We start from the raw sequence: 17,099 nt of genomic DNA, 5'->3' as shown, positions 1-17,099 counted from the left end.
GATAATTATAGCTAAGAAAAGGGTAGGTAACTCCAGTGTTACCTGCCCTTTTCTTAGATGGCAATACCTGGAAAATATTGTGGCTATTTAGATTTAAATAGTATATAAAATTTAAAAATGCGCCTACCTTCTGTTATTGTATAAGATTAAAAATCTACATGCCAGTCCCAATTTCTATTATCTTCATCAACTTTTTTTACAGCAACACAACCAGAGTTTACTCCCATTTGATAATCAGAAGTCAATAAATCATCTCTAAAAAACTTTTCTGAGTTTGGAAGAGCACTTAAAAAAGATGCAGATCTCCTAGCTAAAGAAGGTAGATAGTTCTTAGGGTGTTGAGAGTAAACTTTATAATTAGGTAGCCTTGCTATAAATCTTAAAACTTTTCTTATACCTGGGAAAATCACGTCATCAAATACAATAATTCCATTTAGATCTAACATTTTATCCAAGTAAAAGAAATTGATAAATATCCAGTCGAATTGCTTTGTAGAATCTATATAAGCAAAATCGAATTTCTTTCCTTCTAGCATTAGCTTTGGCAGGGCTTCATAGCAATACTGTTCATGAAAGTCTACATGCTCTTTGAATCCTGCTGTATTTATGAGTTCAAGTCCGTTGCCATTCCAGCCCCCACTATTTTGGAACTTATCTATAACAACATGCTTTCCGTTATTATTGGCAATTGCTTCAGTAATGGCAAGTGTTGAAACGCCATAGGCAAAGCCTATCTCAATTGACTTGGAGAACTCATTATCCTTTATAATTCTTTGAAGGTATTTACACTGTTCCTTGTTAGTTTCAGAATGAATTTTGACAATTTCACCTTTAGAATTTTTAAACTGCTGAGAAGTAAAAATTTCTTCTAATAAAGTATTCATAATATATTATTAAATAAGAAGCTGCAAGATAAAAAGCAAAAAAACCTGAGGCTTTCACCTCAGGCTTTCGCGGTCTGGACGAGACTCGAACTCGCGACCTCCGCCGTGACAGGGCGGCATTCTAACCAACTGAACTACCAGACCAATATTACTACTAAATTTATGCTCTTTGATGCGTTTACCGCAGTGTTACCTGCGGTCTGGACGAGACTCGAACTCGCGACCTCCGCCGTGACAGGGCGGCATTCTAACCAACTGAACTACCAGACCGTTTTGTTTTCCTTTAACTTCGTCTGTTAAAGTGATGCAAATGTATAGTGTTAAATTGGATTGTGCAAGCCTCTAACCTCTTTTTGCCGCTATATTTTGTCAATCAAGTGTTAATTTGTTCATTTACAAGAAGATTATTTTTTACTGAGTAGAATTTTCTCTCTTCCTATCTATCATGACCGGAAAATCTTAAATTTGTATTCTAAACAAGGAGGAACCCATGCTTTTAGATTTCGAACAGCCTATTGCTGCCCTCGAGGGCAAACTTAAGGAAATGAAGAAACTGGCAGATGAGAGCCAGGTAGATGTTTCGGAGGCAGTGAAGGCCCTGGAAGAAAAGATAAAGAACCTTAAAAAGGAAACCTACGCCAACCTGACCCGCTGGCAGCGCGTGCAGCTATCGCGCCACCCGGAGCGGCCCTATACCTTAGATTACATCGAGGGCATCACTGATAAATTTGTAGAACTTCACGGCGACCGCACCGTGAGCGATGACAAGGCCATGGTGGGTGGTTTTGGTGAAGTAGATGGACGCAGCATCATGTTTATCGGCCAGCAGAAGGGACGCAACACAAAACAGCGCCAGTTGCGCAATTTTGGTATGGCGAATCCAGAAGGCTATCGTAAAGCACTTCGCCTGATGAAGATGGCGGAAAAGTTCGGTCGCCCTATCGTAACGCTTATTGATACACCGGGTGCTTTTCCGGGATTGGAGGCCGAGGAGCGTGGCCAGGGGGAGGCAATTGCCCGAAACCTGAAAGACATGTTCATGCTGAAAGTGCCGGTTATCTGTATCATCATAGGAGAGGGGGCTTCAGGTGGTGCGCTTGGTATAGCTATCGGCGACCGGGTGATGATGCTGGAGAATACCTGGTACTCTGTTATTTCACCGGAGTCCTGCTCTTCTATACTTTGGAGAAGCTGGAACTATAAAGAGCAGGCTGCTGAAGCCTTGAAGCTCACTGCAAAAGACATGCTGCAGAACAAGTTGATAGATGGTATCATCAAAGAGCCACTTGGAGGCGCTCACCTAGACCCGGCGAAGATGATGCGCAGTCTTAAGAAAGAAATCATCAGGCTATTAGATGAGTTGGAATCAATAGACTCAGAGGACCGCATCATGCAGCGAATTGATAAGTTCTCTAGTATGGGCGTGGTCATGGAAGGCTAATCCTACTGTTGATAAATTTCATGAAGGATGAATTGGAAAGACAGCATTCCCTCTGTGTTTCCAGTTCATCTTTTTGTTTGCTAACTATTTAATGGTAAAAGCCAGGTACCCACCCCTGCACCAAAGAGTAGGAAAGTTCTCAAGTCCAACCTACGATGGGGGGCATAACATATATTCTTAACACGGACTTGCAAACGAAACGGGCAGTACATCCGTTACTCTCACAACAGAAAATCAGAAAAGCATGAAGTTACACGGGATAGATACAGGTTTTTTCAAACTCGATGGGGGGGCTATGTTTGGGGTAGTGCCGAAGTCGCTGTGGCAGCGTACGAATCCTGCCGATGAGAACAACCTCTGTACGTGGGCAATGCGCTGTCTGCTGATTGAAGACGGGGACAGACTAATATTAATTGACAATGGACTAGGTGACAAGCAGGATGCGAAGTTCTTCAGCCATTATTACCTGCATGGTGATGCGACCCTGGAGAAATCCTTACATGCGGCAGGCTTTTCGCACGCAGATGTGACTGATGTTTTCCTGACGCACCTGCACTTTGACCACTGCGGGGGCGGCGTAAAGTATAAAAACAGTGATGGCGCGCTGGAACTGGTGTTTCCAAAAGCTACCTACTGGTCTAACGCGGACCATTGGGAGTGGGCAACAAAACCCAATGCGCGCGAAAAAGCCTCTTTTCTGAAGGAGAATATTCTGCCGATGCAGGAGAGCGGGCATTTGAAGTTCATAGACCCTGCTGCACCTTCTCCTTTCCCGCAGTTTGACATCTTTTATGCAAATGGCCACACGGATAAGATGATGGTGCCTATCATCCTTTACAAGGGCCGCAATCTGGCTTATATGGCTGACCTGTTACCCTCCACCGGACACATTCCCCTGCCCTTTGTGATGGGCTACGATACACGGCCTTTGCTGACGCTGGATGAGAAAGCCGCTTTCCTGAAAAAGGCGGCTGATGAAAATTATGTGCTTTTCCTGGAACACGACCCCATGAATGAGTGCTGCACGGTGCAGCATACGGAAAAAGGCGTTCGGCTGGCGGATACCTTCACGTTAGCCGAAGTATAGCTTATGCGGATTGGTTTGGCTTTATCGGGCGGTGGCGCCCGTGGTATTGCGCACTTGGGCGTACTAAAGGCGTTAGATGAACTCGGTATAAAAGTCAGCATGATCTCTGGTGTCAGTTCAGGAGCGATTGCAGGAGTGTTGTATGCCTATGGCTATACTCCGGATGAAATCCTGAAGATGGTGAAGGAGCTGAGCTTGTTCAAAATAATGCGCCCAACGTTCGGAAATTCTGGATTGATGCACCTGGAGGAGGTAGAGAAGCTTTACAGAAGCCACTTAGGCGCAAATGCCTGCTTCGAGGATTTGAAGATACCGGTGGTGATTGGCACCACGGACATGAACGAGGGAATTAATGTATACTTTTCATCTGGGGAGCTTATTAAACCCCTAATAGCCACTTCGGCCGTTCCCATACTTTTTAAGCCTGTTTCCTATAATGGCAAACTGCTCAACGACGGCGGGCTATTAAACAACTTACCTGTAGAACCGCTCCACAACAACTGCGACATCAAAATAGGAGTGCATGTAAACCCTATCAACCACCAGGCACACGTCACCAGCTTTCGGGGGATGATAGAGCGAACAGTTCTGCTGGCCATCAATAATAACATTAAACTGCGCCATCACCTCTGCGACCTTTTTCTTGAGCCCCAGGAGCTGCGGTATTACAGGCTCACCAATTTCAGGAAGGCCGATGAGATCTTCAGGGTAGGGTATGAGTACACGCTGCATATGGAGAAGTATCTGCGTAACCTGATAAACAAATAGTTTGTTTATAAATAAATTTATTAAATATTATATTTATACGATACTTTTTTTCGTTGTTGCGTATAAGGGGGCACCGAACCCTTAAACCTATTAACCCTATAACCCTTATGCAAAAATTTTTACTAATCGCCTTTCTGCTATTTTCAGTTTCTGTTTCAGCTCAGGAAAACAAAAGCTTTATGGTTCCGGCTAAAGTAAAGCATGGATCTATCTTATTGGGAGGAACATTAAGTGCCTCCGCTTATAAAACGAACAGAGAATTAGATCTGCCACTGGGGGCACAGGAAGGCACTAACATCCTGGCTACACTCAGAACCAAGAATGGCTACTTTGTAGATCACGACTGGGCCTTAGGTTTTGCGGTAACACTGGAACATGAGAACTTCCGCTCCATTACAGAAGAAGAAGAGAAGAAATTCAGAAGGACCATGATGCTCATCGGCCCGTTTACGCGCTACTACCTGGACAATGGTATTTTCGGTGAGCTTTCGCTGGAAGTAGGATTGCTGAATTTCTCCACTGGTGAGAAGTCGAATCTTTTTGAAGGTGGAATAGGCGTAGGGTATGCTCATTTCATCAACCAGCGAATAGCACTGGAGCCCCTCCTCACTTTCCGTTACTTCAAAGAGTGGAAGGGTGATAAATCCAACACTACTTTCGGCCCCATGTTAGGCTTTGGCGTGCAGGCTTATATCTGGCGTAAGCGCGCGCACGTCATCAAGGAGGCCTTGTAAAAGCGAAATTTTGTGTGTATTTATGCGGCTTCATTTGCTGCTGATACATACACGCTGGTAGCTTAGACTACTGAAAAGCAGCTTTCGCACATATTCTTAAATGATAGCCAAATTTCTTTCCAAAACCCTTTTTAAGCTTACAGGCTGGAAATTAAAGGGGAACCTTACGGCAGAAAATCGCCGTTGTGTCATGATTGCGGCCCCGCATACTAGTAACTGGGATTTCGTGTATGCCCGCGCCGCCTTTTACCTGATGGACGCTCCTATACGTGTCACCATCAAAAAAGAGTTTATAGAATATCCTATTGTAGGCCCTCTTATAAAAGCCATGGGTGCTTTACCTGTTGATCGTTCTAAAAACACGAAAATGGTGGATGCCATGATTCGCATTATAAAAGAAACTCCGGGTGATATGTGTGTGATGGTAACTCCGGAAGGCACCCGCAAATACCAGCCCCGCTGGAGAAGAGGGTTCTACCATGTTGCCATGGGTGCTGGTGTGCCGATCGTACTTGGCTACCTGGACTACTCAAAGAAGGAAGCAGGCATTGGCCCTACACTTTTTCCTTCCGGTGACATAGAAGCAGACCTGGAGAAAATCTATGCCTTCTACCGCACCAAAACCGGCAAGTACCCGGAACAGGGGGTGCGGTAAGAATTACGAATTCCAAATTAAGAATTATGAATTCCAAATAACGAATTCCAAATTATCTATTATTGAATAGAAGTACAAGAACCAAACATAAAAAACGAAGGCGGCTGTATCGTGATGATGCAGCCGCCTTTTATTTGTAAGCTTTGCGAATGAAACGCTTACTATAACAAAAAAATAAAACTCGTAATTCTTAATCAATTAAGCTATCTGGCGCAGGTCTACCGGAATGACTCTGGAGATACCGGCCTCTATCATGGTGATGCCGTACATGACATCTGTCGAGGCCATGGTACGCTTGTTGTGCGTCACCACGATGAACTGTGAGTCATTTGAGAACTTGCGGATGATGTTGTTGAATTTGTCAATATTGGCATCATCAAGCGGGGCATCCACCTCGTCGAAGATACAGAAGGGCGCTGGCTTCAGGAGGTAAATAGAGAACAGCAGGGAAATAGCTGTTAAAGTCTTTTCCCCTCCTGATAGCTGGTTGATCGTTAAAGGACGCTTACCCTTTGGCTGCGCCATGATTTCTATCTTAGATTCCAACGGGTTTTTCGGATCAGAAATCACCAGGTCGCAATTGTCTTCTTCTGTAAACAGGCTTCGGAACACCAGCTTGAAGTTATGCTTGATTTGCTCAAAGGCGTGCATGAACTTCTCTTTCGCTACCGTGTCAATTTCATTGATGGTGTCGATGAGGATGTTCTTTGCGTTTACCAGATCATTGCGCTGCTCTGTGATAAAGGTATTGCGGGCTTCTATTTCGGCGTAAGCGTCGGCGGCCATGGCATTTACAGGTCCCATCTTGTCCAGTTGCCCCTTTACAGTTGAGATATGCTGGCTCAGTTCTTCGGCTGAAAGCGGAATCAACAGATCTTCTTCCGGAACAGGTGTCGCGAAGTCCTCGTCTGAAATACTGAACTCCGCCGCCAGGCGCTCTTTAATGGCGACCAGCTTGAGCTGCGTGTCGTTCTTCGCCTGTTGCATGCGCATCAGGAGTTCATCAGCGTTCTGGCGCTTACGCTGAAGCTCACGAATAGTCTTTTCTTTTTCATCCAGCTCTCCGCGTAAACTGAAGTAGTCCTTTTCTATTTCCTCCAGCTCCTGGCCAAACGCTTTACGGGCTTCATTCATGGTTTCCACCACTGCCTCGTTATCATCAATAAAAGCATCAGCAGAGGCGATTTCCTCTTCTGCCTTCTCCAATTCCTGCTTCAGCTTTGTGATGCGCTCCTGGTTCGTTTCAACCGTCTTCTGCTTATAGCTGATTTCCTGCTGTAAGCTGGCATAGCGGTTCTTCAGCTGGTGAAACTGGATGTTTTCGTGATTAAACCTGCCGGAAATGATGGAAATCTGCTCCTGCTGGCGCTCAATATTAGATGTATGCACAGTCAGCTCATCCTCCAGGCGCTTCAGTTCTATCTGGTCGGCCTCCGCTTGCGGCAATACATCCTCGCTCTGCTCTCGCAAAGCCAGTAACCTTTCCTGCAGCTCGTCTTTCTTCTGGTCGAAGTTGCGGAGGTTCTGCCGGTGCTGCTCGTGCTTAATGCGTACGGTGAGCAGGTCCTGCTGCTGCTTCGCTACCTCTTTCTCCAGTTGCTTGATTACGTCTTTCTGCGATTCGTTCTTATAGTTCTGCAGAATCTGGTTTTGCGTGTTCACGCGGCTCTGCATCAGGTCCACCTGCTTTGTCAGCTCTTCCACCTCTTCCGCCAGCTTCTCCAGGCTTTGCTTGCGGCCCAAACGGTTACCGTCGAACAAGCCGACAGAACCACCGGAAAGGCTCAGCGGCTTGCGGATAGCGCTTCCGTCTTTCAGGATGATGGTTTTATAGTCACTGCCGTAGAGTTCTTCTTCGCTGTCGTCGGAGATATAGACATTGCGGAGCATGTACTTCATCAGGCTGCTGTACTTTTTCTCCGCTGATACCACTTCGTAGCCGGCTTTCAGGTTGCCCTCGCTGTAGGTGGCTGTTGGCTCCATTTCTTCTATCTCAGAGAGAATGATGAAGTTTGCGCGTCCTTTGTTCTCGCTCTTAAGTAGTCCAATGGCTTCCACGGCACCCTGCAGTTCATCGACTACAAAAAAGTTCATGTAAGGCTCCAGGTAACTTTCTATAAGCGGCTTATAATCAGGATCACATACCAGAATATCAGACAGGAGAGGAGCAGGCTTTTTCCAGTTTTCAGACTTACTCAGGTATTTGATTGCCTCCGGAAAACCTTCCATGTTCTCCACAAGCGACTTGGTCAGGTTATACTGGTTTTGCTTTGCATCCAGCGAACGGTTCAATTCTACCCGCTGTGTCTTCAGCTCCTCTATATTAGTTTCGGTGGCTTCGACGTTCTGCTGCAGCGTTTCTTCTTTTGCCTGCAGGCGCACCAGCTCTGTGGTGGTTTCCTCCAGCGCTACCTGGGCCTCCTGCAGTTGCTCCTGCAATACGCGGCCATCTTCGTCGGCATTCAGTTGTTGCTGGTGCAGGCGCTCCAGTTCCTGGTTGATGTTCTGGATCTGTACCTGACTTATCTCTAGGGATTTGCTCAGCTGGTATACCTCGTTCTGCTTTGCCTTTTGCTTTTGTGTCAGGTCCTGGAACGTATCCTGCAGCGTTGCCTTCTGCTCATTGGCTTCCTGCAGCTGCTCTTTGAGCTCGCTTACCTGCTCTTCAGCAGTGGCAAACTGGCCCTGTACTTCCAGCAGCTCATCCCGAAGCGCCAGAATGCTCTCCTGTGTGTGCTCCACATTGGCTGTGTCCTGGCTTATCTGCTGGCGCAACTGCTGCATGCGTTCTTTCAGGTAAGCGCTTCGCTCCGCGTTCAGCTTTATTTCGCTTTCCAGCTGACGCAGCTTGGCTGTTTGCACCTGCATGGTTTTCTGCATTTCTGACAGCTTCTCCTGCGTGCCATTCAGCTCCTCTTTCTGGTCAGCAATAGCATCTTCAGCTTCTGTTACAGTGCTTACATACTGCTCCTTCAGTCTGTTCTCCTGCTGCACATCCTGCTCCAGCCGCTCCAGCGTACTCTGGTGCTGTGAGATGTTACGGCGGGCAAAGGCCAGGCTGTGCTTCTTATAGTCTTCCTTTAATTGGAAGTACTTAATAGCCTGCTTAGCCTGCCGCTCCAGCGTTTTCATGTTCTTGCCTATCTCGTGCAGCACATCCTCCACGCGCTCCAGGTCGGCATCTGTTTCCTCCAGCTTCTTCAGTGTCTGCTTCTTCCGAACCTTGAACTTAGAGATACCCGCTGCTTCCTCAAACAAGAGGCGGCGCGAGTTCTCCTTGTCATTCAGAATTTCGTCTACCATCTTCAGCTCAATAATAGCGTAGGAATCTGATCCGATACCGGTATCGAGGAACAACTCGTTGATGTCTTTTAAGCGGCAAGGGACACCATTCAGCATATACTCGCTGTCGCCATTGCGGTAATACTTGCGCGTAACTGTAACCTGTGAGTACTCTGTTGGCAATATCCCTTTGTTGTTATCGAAAGTGATGGATACCTCTGCCAGTTGTACCGGCTTTCGGGTTTTGGAACCGTTGAAGATAACATTCTCCATTTTATCAGAACGGAGGTTCCGGGTTTTCTGCTCGCCCAGTACCCAACGGATAGCATCCACGATATTGGACTTGCCACATCCATTCGGCCCCACTATACCAGTAATGCCATTGTCGAAGTTGATGACGACGCGGTCGCCGAAACTCTTAAACCCTTTAATCTCTAATCTTGATACCTGCATTCGCGTGTGCGGAAATTCTAACTAAACTCAAAAATAAGACGATTTTTGATACCATTTTATTTTGCACCGGTATATAAGTGAAAGCACGCAGTTAATAAGAACATTATTAAGTGATAGCATGTATTCAATGCGCTGATAACATGTGTTTTGTAGTAGCAATTGCTCTGGCAGAAATGATTTTCATTTATATTCCGATTCTCTCTGTGCTTTTGCGTTCGGACAAGTCGTAACAAGTTTAATGGTTTCCTTCTTGTCTGAATCTGGATTTTCAGGATTCAACGGGATAGCAGGATCTGCTAGATCTAGGTTGGGTATATCATGTAAAACCGAGGTTCTTCGATCCCGTTTCAGGCATGTTACAATGACAAATCCGGTTACAATAAGTTACATTATTGCCCAGATTCGTCATCTCTATTAACTTTTCATTATATTAGATCATAAAGAGAGAGCATGGAAGATTATTATATTATACTTTATGCCATTGCCGCTGTAGTCTATTTTATTTTTATGCAGTGGCGCAAAGCTTTCAATTCACCAAGTGAGGATGCTGATGTAGAGGTGCCTAAGCAGGAGGGAAGACCGCAGTATCCGAACAGACCACCTACTTCTTTTGAAGATATTTTGCGTGAATTACAGCCCAAGGTGGAGCGGGCAGAGGCAAAGGTGAAACCTATTGTAGAAAATGCAAAAGAGCAGGCCAAACAAGTAGCCGGGCCTCTCTCTCCAGCAGCAGAATTGCCGCCGAAGTACAGGAACTATGAAACAGAAGTGCCAAAGGTGATGTCTTGGGAAAAGAAGGCAGAGGAGAGGGAAGCGGCCAGACTAACAGAACACTTGCGCAGCAGGTTGTTTAAGGAAGAAACCATAGAAGGAAAAAAACAAAGTAAATACTCGAAGATTCTTCAGAATCCGAATGCTGCCCGTGAAGCGTTTGTACTTTCAGAAATTTTTAAAAGAAAGTACGACTAAGATTATTTTTGAATAACAGAATTTCAAATGGCTGAATTGGAAAATCTTACACCCCCTAAAGAAAATAGGTTTGTATCTAAGGCTTGATGGGTTCGTAATTTTAATCTCTTAAAAAGTATTCCAAAGCATAAAGCAGCAATTATAGTTTTTGAGCTTGTTTAGGTTTCCGTAGCTTAGGCCTTTTTATGGCTAACTCAGCAACAGTTCCATCGCTTCTCATCGTGCTCACCACGCTGTGGTAGAGGCCCTATACCCAGGCGCTCAACCCAAAGACTAAAATACCTTCACTTCGTGCCGACGGATGTAGTTATACCTGAAATGTCACCTATGTTTTGTGGAAGGGGCTTTGTGTGACCTGGTATAAATAGGTATCCAAGATTTCGCTGTACTGAATATAAAAACTCAGATAATCTAAATCGGCTGCGTCAGGGCAAAGGTGACAATGTTGGCTCCCATTCTTAATGCCTGCTGCCGGATAGATTCCGGGTCATTGTAAATTTCCTGGTCTTCCCATCCGTTTCCCAAATCAGTTTCATAAGTATAGAAGCATACCAGGCGGCCTTCGTGGATGATGCCAAAACCCTGTGGTGGTTTGTTGTCGTGCTCGTGAATTTTTGGAAGGCCGTTCGAGAACGTAAACTTTTGCTTGTAGATCGGGTGGTCATAGGGAAGTTCGATGAACTCGTACTCCGGAAATACTTTTTTCATCTCCTTGCGAATATACTGGTCAAGGCCATAGTTGTCATCGATGTGAAGGAAGCCACCGCTCAGAAGATATTTGCGCAGGTTTTGTGCTTCTGCATCAGAGAACACTACATTGCCATGCCCCGTCATGTGCACAAAAGGGTAGGTGAACAACTCAGGGCTGCCAACCTCTACCACTGCTTCATCGCTGGCTATGTTCATGTTCAGGTTCTGGTTACAGAAATTTATCAGATTAGGCAGTGAAGTTTTATTTGCATACCAGTCACCGCCGCCGTTATACTTTAACTTAGCCAGTCTAAAACTATAGCTCTGAGCAGTTAAACTAAAAGTAGTCAGTAGTATGGCAGTAATAGAAAGCAGCAGGTGCTTCATTTTTTTTTTATACATCTATATTTCTGTTTAGCAGGTTCCTGTTGCATGAACAGCACCTGATTTATTATTTCTGTTATCTAGGCTAAGCCCTAACTTCGTTCACAACGAAAACAAACATGGAAGAATAAGCTACACATTACAGAAAGCACGCTATATATCTATGTGCTTTTCAGCTTCTGTTGCATCTATAACGGGCTATAGATGTCGTGTAGTACATTCAACGTGTGGCAGGCAACTAAAGCGGCAGTTTCGGTGCGCAGCCTGCTGTTTCCAAGCGTCACAGGCTTTATACCTGCTTCGTAGGCTGCTGCTATTTCTGCATTGGAAAAATCGCCTTCAGGCCCAATCAATATACAATGCGGATTATTAGGTTTATAGTAATCCTTTATACTTTTAGTTGCATCGTCTTCTAAATGAGCAATGAACGTGTGCTCCGGAAGCGCCTTCTTAATAAAACGGTAGTACGGCGTCAGCTCGTTCAGTAGTGGCAGATACCCTTTCTGGGACTGCTTCATAGCACTTATGGCAATTTTCTCCAGCCTGTCCAGCCGCAGCTGCCGACGCTCGGAGTGCTCGCACAGCAGAAACGTTATCTCACTAACACCAATCTCTACTGCTTTCTCTATAAACCACTCCATGCGGTCCATGTTTTTAGTTGGAGCAACAGCAATATGCGTGATATAGGGCAATTTGCCATACTCTATCTGCTTGTCTATTACCTGCAACTGGCACTTCTTCTGGTTTGCATCCTGAATAATGGCCGTGAACATACCTCCAACACCATCAACAAGGTAAACCGTGTCGCCCTGGCCCAGGCGCAATACACGGGTGCAATGTTTTGATTCCTCTTCACTTAAAACATAAATGTCCGTGTTAACGTCAGGTGTATAAAACAAATGCACTTTATGGAATTTTGTCTGATAAAAAAATAAACAGCTGAAAGAGGAGTAACGGCAGATGCCGCTCCGGGCTCTTCTTACCCTTATTCTACGAATCTATGCATTTTGCGCCTATTCCGGAAGCCGGTAAAAATAAAAAAGCCTCGCGGCGGGTGGCAGCAAGGCTTTTTTATTCTTCTATACAAGTATCAGGCAGTTTCTGCTACAAGTGGTGCGCCTGCCAGAATTTCTTCATTGGCAAAGTCAGCATACTTCTGGAAGTTCTTCACAAACTTAGAGGCGAGGTTAGTGGCTTTCGCATCATAGTCTTCTTTGTTCTCCCATGTATTGCGTGGGTTCAGTATCTCAGCTGGCACATTCGGGCAGGAGGTAGGCATCTCAACTCCAAATACAGGATGCCGCGTATAGTCCACTTCATTTAAATCTCCATTTAGAGCAGCTGTTACCATGGCACGCGTGTAAGATAGCTTCATTCTGGAGCCCACACCATAAGGTCCGCCGGTCCAGCCGGTGTTTACCAGCCACACGTTTACATTGCCCTTTTCCATTTTCCTGCCAAACATCTCGGCATACTTTGTCGGGTGCAGTGGTAAAAAGGCGGCACCGAAGCAGGCAGAGAAGGTAATTTGTGGTTCTGTGATGCCCACCTCTGTGCCGGCCACCTTTGCCGTATAGCCAGAGATGAAGTGGTACATGGCCTGGCTCTTATTCAACTTCGAAATAGGAGGGAACACACCAAAGGCATCAGCTGTCAGGAAGAAGATGTTGGTAGGGATGTCCGCAATGGATGGTTCTATGGCATTTTCTATGTGGGAAATCGGGTAAGCCGTACGGGTATTCTGCGTAACGGACCTGTTCGTATAATCCACTGTTCGAGTACCTTCATAGAAACGGGTGTTCTCTACTATGGCACAGAACTTTATTGCATCCCAGATTTCAGGCTCTTTGTCACGGGTGAGGTCCACTACTTTGGCGTAGCAGCCTCCTTCAAAGTTGAAGACACTGTCAGCTGTCCAGCCGTGCTCGTCATCTCCAATCAGCCCGCGGTCAGCGTCTGCAGAAAGTGTGGTCTTACCTGTTCCTGAAAGACCGAAAAAGATAGCCGTATCTCCTTCTTTGCCCACGTTAGCAGAGCAGTGCATCGACAGGATGTTCTTTTCGTGCGGGAGCAGGAAGTTTAGCACCGAGAAGATGCCTTTCTTCATTTCGCCCGCATAGCCTGTTCCGCCAATCAGGATGATGCCTTTTGTGAAGTTGATGATGGCGAAGTTTTTCTGTCGTGTTCCGTCTGTTGCCGGATCAGCTTCAAACTCAGGAGCACAAATAATAGTGAAGGCAGGGGAGTGGTTTTGAAGTTCTTCTTCCTGAAGCCTCAGGAACATATTGTGGCAAAACAGGTTATGCCAGGCCATGGTGTTTACGATGCGCAGGTTCAGGCGGTGCTCAGGGTGAGCGCCTGCATAAGCGTCGCGCACATATAGTTTCTGTTCTTTCAGGTGACTTGCCATCTTACGCTGCAGGTTATCGAATTTCTCCGGAGAGAACGGGATATTAATATCCCCCCACCAGACAGCGTCTTCTGTTTTAGCGTCTTTCACAATAAAACGGTCCTCGGGTGAGCGGCCGGTGAATTTTCCAGTATCGCACATCAGTGCACCTGTGTTTGTAAGAAGACCCTCCTTGTTTTGGAGTGCCTCCTCCACTAATTCTGCCGGACTTAGGTTCCAGAGAATCTCTTTAGCCTCTCTTATGCCCAAGTATTCAAGACTTGCTGCATTTGAATTATCTCCAGATTCTTTCATGTGTTTTGGTAGTGATTCGTGTTAAGTGAGTGATTACTTGCAGGTATCAAAAATAGTCAATAATTATCAAATTCATAATATGAAAACTAATACTCATTTAAATATTATGAGTTTCATAATTTACTATCTTTCGCAACTATATATAGTGTACGTGCACTACCCTGTCGGGTATAGGTGTTTCTATACTTTTGAGTAAAAACAAAGGCCTGTTTATTTAGCAGCCTACAAATATTTATTTTAATGTATATATTAAGGTCCTTTTCATACAAGAAGTATGGAAATAGTTTATTTAAAGCCCTTGCCATAGCTGAAATTTGAAACGTACCCACGCAGTTGGCTTTCATTTCAAAGCCGGGCTGGTAGTAGAGAAGCAATTATTTTATAAAAAGCACGTTATACCTGCCTCGCCACATGGCCTTGGTGGTTTATCTTCCTGTGCATGAATGAGCTATAGAAGACCTAGATACTTGCCGGCGCCGGGGCAACTGCTGCGGAATCAGGCTCGTAAGGGGCAGATTTGCTTTACAGTGTATAGAATCGTATTTTTAAAACATTTCCACAAACTTCATTTTCCAAATTCATTCACATTATATGTCAACATCAAGGAATATTCCAGGGGGTAGAGCACCTGCTTTTGTAGATACACATAGCGAGTTGTTTGGCCATCCCAAAGGACTCATGGTTTTGTTCTTTACAGAAATGTGGGAACGGTTCAGCTACTATGGCATGCGCGGTATTCTCGTACTGTTTTTAGTATCCACGACCAATGGTGGCTACGGCTGGTCGAATGTAGAAGCGCTCGAGCTATATGGTACATACACAGCATTGGTTTACCTGATGTCGATACCAGGTGGTATTCTGGCCGATAAATTCCTGGGGCAGAAGAACGCAGTAATCATTGGGGGCTTTACGCTGGTTTGTGGACACTTGCTGATGGCGTACCCTCCTGAGTGGGCTTTTTACACAGCGTTGTGCCTTATAGTGGCTGGTACAGGCTTGCTGAAGCCAAACATTTCGACCATGGTAGGTGGCTTGTACCGCGAGAATGATAACCGTCGTGACTCCGGTTTCACCATCTTCTATATGGGTATTAACCTTGGTGCCCTGCTTGCTTCCCTGATTGTAGGGTATGTGGGAGAAACGTACGGCTGGCACTACGGCTTCAGCCTTGCCGGTTTTGGTATGGTGCTTGGGCAGATAGTGTTCATCTGGGGTCGCAAGTTCCTGAAGGGTGTTGGGAACAAGACAACAAAGGAGGATAGCGAAGACAGAATCTTTACAAAAAATGAGGCTGTACCGTCCCATGGCTTCCTTGGCTTTAACAAGCAGGAGTGGGACAGAATCATCGTGATTCTGCTGACTTTCATTATCGTACTGGTGTTCTGGGCTGCCTTTGAGCAGGCTGGAGGTCTGATGAACCTCTACGCACTGCAGTACACAGACCGCTTTGTATTTGGGTGGGAAGTTCCTGCCAGTTGGTTACAGGGATTAAATGCCTTCTTTATCATTACCCTTGGTGGCGTAGTGGCTACCATTTGGGTTAAATTAGCGAAACGTGGTAAGAATCCTCCATCCATTTTCAAAATGGGTCTTGGTACATCCATTCTGGGCATAGGCTTTATCTTCATGGTGTTTGCCTCTTTACAGCGTAATGCAGCTGCTGATAACTTATCTTCCCTGCATTGGCTTGTATTTGCCTACCTGTTCCATACTATAGGTGAGTTAGCCTTGTCGCCTGTGTCGCTTTCATTTATTACCAAGGTAGCGCCAAAGCGCATCGTTGCTTCTATGATGGGTCTATACTTTGCTGTAACCGGAGCTGGTAATTACGTTGCCGCCTGGATAGGTATCTGGGCACAACGCCTGGGAGAGTTAGAGATCTTTATGTTTATTGCCGCATTCACCATTGTTCTGGGTATTCTGCTGATGGTGCTCACGCGCAAAATTAATAAGCTGACGCACGGCCTGGAAGACCAGTTACCGGAAGAAGAAGAAGCACAAACCGGGCAAGTACTCGAAAAGTCTGCTCAATAAGCAATTCTTTAAAATTAAAAAGGCCTCAGAATCTCCTTTGATTCTGAGGCCTTTTTATTTCTATACCCCTTGCAACTATTTACCTGAGTGTGATTCTCATGCGTTCTCGTGCTGAAGCGCATTGTATATTTGCAGGCACCAAATTGTAATTTTTTAATATCTATGCTCTTTTGGTATATGCGGCTTGGTTAGTATTGTTCTATTGAACAAATTTGCATTCAGTTCAATAACAGCCGGCATAATATCACTTAGTAGTCTTTATTCATTCTTTCTTTCACATAAATACAATCTAGAGCTTTTTTTAAATGTTGTTTTTTTTAAAGAATCGTTGTTTTGCAGCAGCATTTATGTTTTGCTGTGCATTTCAGTCATGCCATATCATTCCTGATGCTCTGGCCCCAGTGGAGCAGGACTCGGTACCAATTTCTACTATTTATACCATCAAGGAGGGTTCTCATCACGCAGAGCAAAATCCGTTTATGCAACGCAACGTTAATAAGGTGCGTTTCACTGCCACCTTCGACAGTACAGCAATATATGCTTTTCGGGACACTGCAAATCAGAGAGACATGAACAAACTCTATGGCCTAGCTGATTGCAATACCAGCCACCACTCCAATAGTGTGCGCTTTGGATGGCGTTGGTATAAAAACCGGCTAGAAGTGCATGGTTACACATACAATAATAAGGCATTGGTGGCTGGTTTTATTGGTCTTGTAAAAGTAGGTAAAGCTTCTGTGTATGAAATTACCCTGGAGGATAGCGCTTATGTTTTAACGTTGGATGGAAAGTCGGTTAAGTTTCCCAGGGCCTGTAGCGGAACAGCGAACGGATATAAACTTTATCCTTATTTTGGAGGAGATGAGGTAGCACCGCATGATGTTACGATTGCCATTCAGGAATTTCTATAGTTTTAAAGTATAAGCATTAACCAGAAGCCACCACGGAAAAAGGTTAAAAGCCATGCATACTATGACAGCACCAGATATCTCGCTGCAAATTCTATAAAACTGG

13 protein-coding genes and 2 tRNA genes are annotated in these 17,099 nt (G+C 45.2%); 8 read left to right on the top strand and 7 right to left on the bottom strand.

What is annotated here, in order from left to right; all coding sequences use genetic code 11:
- Nucleotides 1–146: 146 nt before the first annotated feature.
- From ACFS7Z_RS02075 to ACFS7Z_RS02065, 3 genes are all read right to left on the bottom strand, one after another.
- Nucleotides 147–884, bottom strand: a complete 738-nt coding sequence (locus ACFS7Z_RS02075; RefSeq protein WP_377480125.1) for a class I SAM-dependent methyltransferase — start codon at nucleotides 882–884, stop codon at nucleotides 147–149.
- 70 nt (nucleotides 885–954) lie between these two features.
- Nucleotides 955–1,028, bottom strand: a tRNA-Asp gene (locus ACFS7Z_RS02070).
- Nucleotides 1,029–1,080: 52 nt separating this feature from the next.
- Nucleotides 1,081–1,154: transfer RNA gene (locus ACFS7Z_RS02065), tRNA-Asp, on the bottom strand.
- A 220-nt stretch (nucleotides 1,155–1,374) separates the two neighbouring features.
- Between ACFS7Z_RS02065 and ACFS7Z_RS02060 the strand changes: the two genes are divergently transcribed.
- From ACFS7Z_RS02060 to ACFS7Z_RS02040, 5 genes are all read left to right on the top strand, one after another.
- Nucleotides 1,375–2,325 (top strand): acetyl-CoA carboxylase carboxyltransferase subunit alpha, encoded by a 951-nt coding sequence (locus ACFS7Z_RS02060; RefSeq protein WP_377480122.1) that lies wholly within the window; start codon nucleotides 1,375–1,377, stop codon nucleotides 2,323–2,325.
- Nucleotides 2,326–2,569: 244 nt separating this feature from the next.
- Nucleotides 2,570–3,412 (top strand): MBL fold metallo-hydrolase, encoded by an 843-nt coding sequence (locus ACFS7Z_RS02055; RefSeq protein ID WP_377480119.1) that lies wholly within the window; start codon nucleotides 2,570–2,572, stop codon nucleotides 3,410–3,412.
- 3 nt (nucleotides 3,413–3,415) lie between these two features.
- Nucleotides 3,416–4,180, top strand: coding sequence for a patatin-like phospholipase family protein (locus ACFS7Z_RS02050; RefSeq protein WP_377480115.1), 765 nt, complete (start codon nucleotides 3,416–3,418; stop codon nucleotides 4,178–4,180).
- Nucleotides 4,181–4,287: 107 nt separating this feature from the next.
- Nucleotides 4,288–4,914: a hypothetical protein gene (locus tag ACFS7Z_RS02045; protein WP_377480112.1), complete on the top strand. Its 627-nt coding sequence runs from the start codon at nucleotides 4,288–4,290 to the stop codon at nucleotides 4,912–4,914.
- Between the two features lie 100 nt (nucleotides 4,915–5,014).
- Complete coding sequence (locus ACFS7Z_RS02040; RefSeq protein ID WP_377480109.1) at nucleotides 5,015–5,569, top strand: 1-acyl-sn-glycerol-3-phosphate acyltransferase; 555 nt, start codon at nucleotides 5,015–5,017, stop codon at nucleotides 5,567–5,569.
- 198 nt (nucleotides 5,570–5,767) lie between these two features.
- Here ACFS7Z_RS02040 and smc read toward each other — a convergent pair whose 3' ends face one another.
- On the bottom strand, nucleotides 5,768–9,304 hold the full coding sequence (smc, locus tag ACFS7Z_RS02035; RefSeq protein ID WP_377480106.1) for a chromosome segregation protein SMC: 3,537 nt from the start codon (nucleotides 9,302–9,304) through the stop codon (nucleotides 5,768–5,770).
- 450 nt (nucleotides 9,305–9,754) lie between these two features.
- Here smc and ACFS7Z_RS02030 point away from each other — a divergent pair, with 450 nt between their 5' ends.
- Nucleotides 9,755–10,273, top strand: a complete 519-nt coding sequence (locus ACFS7Z_RS02030) for a hypothetical protein (RefSeq protein ID WP_377480103.1) — start codon at nucleotides 9,755–9,757, stop codon at nucleotides 10,271–10,273.
- Nucleotides 10,274–10,684: 411 nt separating this feature from the next.
- Here the strand turns inward: ACFS7Z_RS02030 and ACFS7Z_RS02025 are convergent, their stop codons facing one another.
- The 3 genes from ACFS7Z_RS02025 to pckA form a co-directional block, all read right to left on the bottom strand.
- Nucleotides 10,685–11,350, bottom strand: a complete 666-nt coding sequence (locus ACFS7Z_RS02025) for a DUF4159 domain-containing protein (protein WP_377480645.1) — start codon at nucleotides 11,348–11,350, stop codon at nucleotides 10,685–10,687.
- Nucleotides 11,351–11,535: 185 nt separating this feature from the next.
- Nucleotides 11,536–12,252, bottom strand: coding sequence for a 16S rRNA (uracil(1498)-N(3))-methyltransferase (locus ACFS7Z_RS02020; protein WP_377480100.1), 717 nt, complete (start codon nucleotides 12,250–12,252; stop codon nucleotides 11,536–11,538).
- A 185-nt stretch (nucleotides 12,253–12,437) separates the two neighbouring features.
- A complete protein-coding gene (gene pckA, locus ACFS7Z_RS02015; protein ID WP_377480097.1) occupies nucleotides 12,438–14,051 on the bottom strand; it encodes a phosphoenolpyruvate carboxykinase (ATP) in 1,614 nt (537 codons plus the stop codon).
- Nucleotides 14,052–14,642: 591 nt separating this feature from the next.
- On the opposite strand from pckA, the gene ACFS7Z_RS02010 reads away from it, so the two are divergent.
- Complete coding sequence (locus tag ACFS7Z_RS02010) at nucleotides 14,643–16,085, top strand: peptide MFS transporter (protein WP_377480094.1); 1,443 nt, start codon at nucleotides 14,643–14,645, stop codon at nucleotides 16,083–16,085.
- Between the two features lie 305 nt (nucleotides 16,086–16,390).
- Entirely contained in the window at nucleotides 16,391–16,996 is a 606-nt protein-coding gene (locus tag ACFS7Z_RS02005; protein ID WP_377480091.1) for a hypothetical protein, read from the top strand.
- The last annotated feature ends 103 nt before the right edge of the window (nucleotides 16,997–17,099 follow it).

The sequence above is a fragment of the Pontibacter toksunensis genome, assembly GCF_042686245.1.
GTDB lineage: Bacteria > Bacteroidota > Bacteroidia > Cytophagales > Hymenobacteraceae > Pontibacter > Pontibacter toksunensis.
The sequence above is the reverse complement of the archived record's forward strand: the minus strand, read 5'-3'. Positions and strand labels throughout refer to the sequence as shown.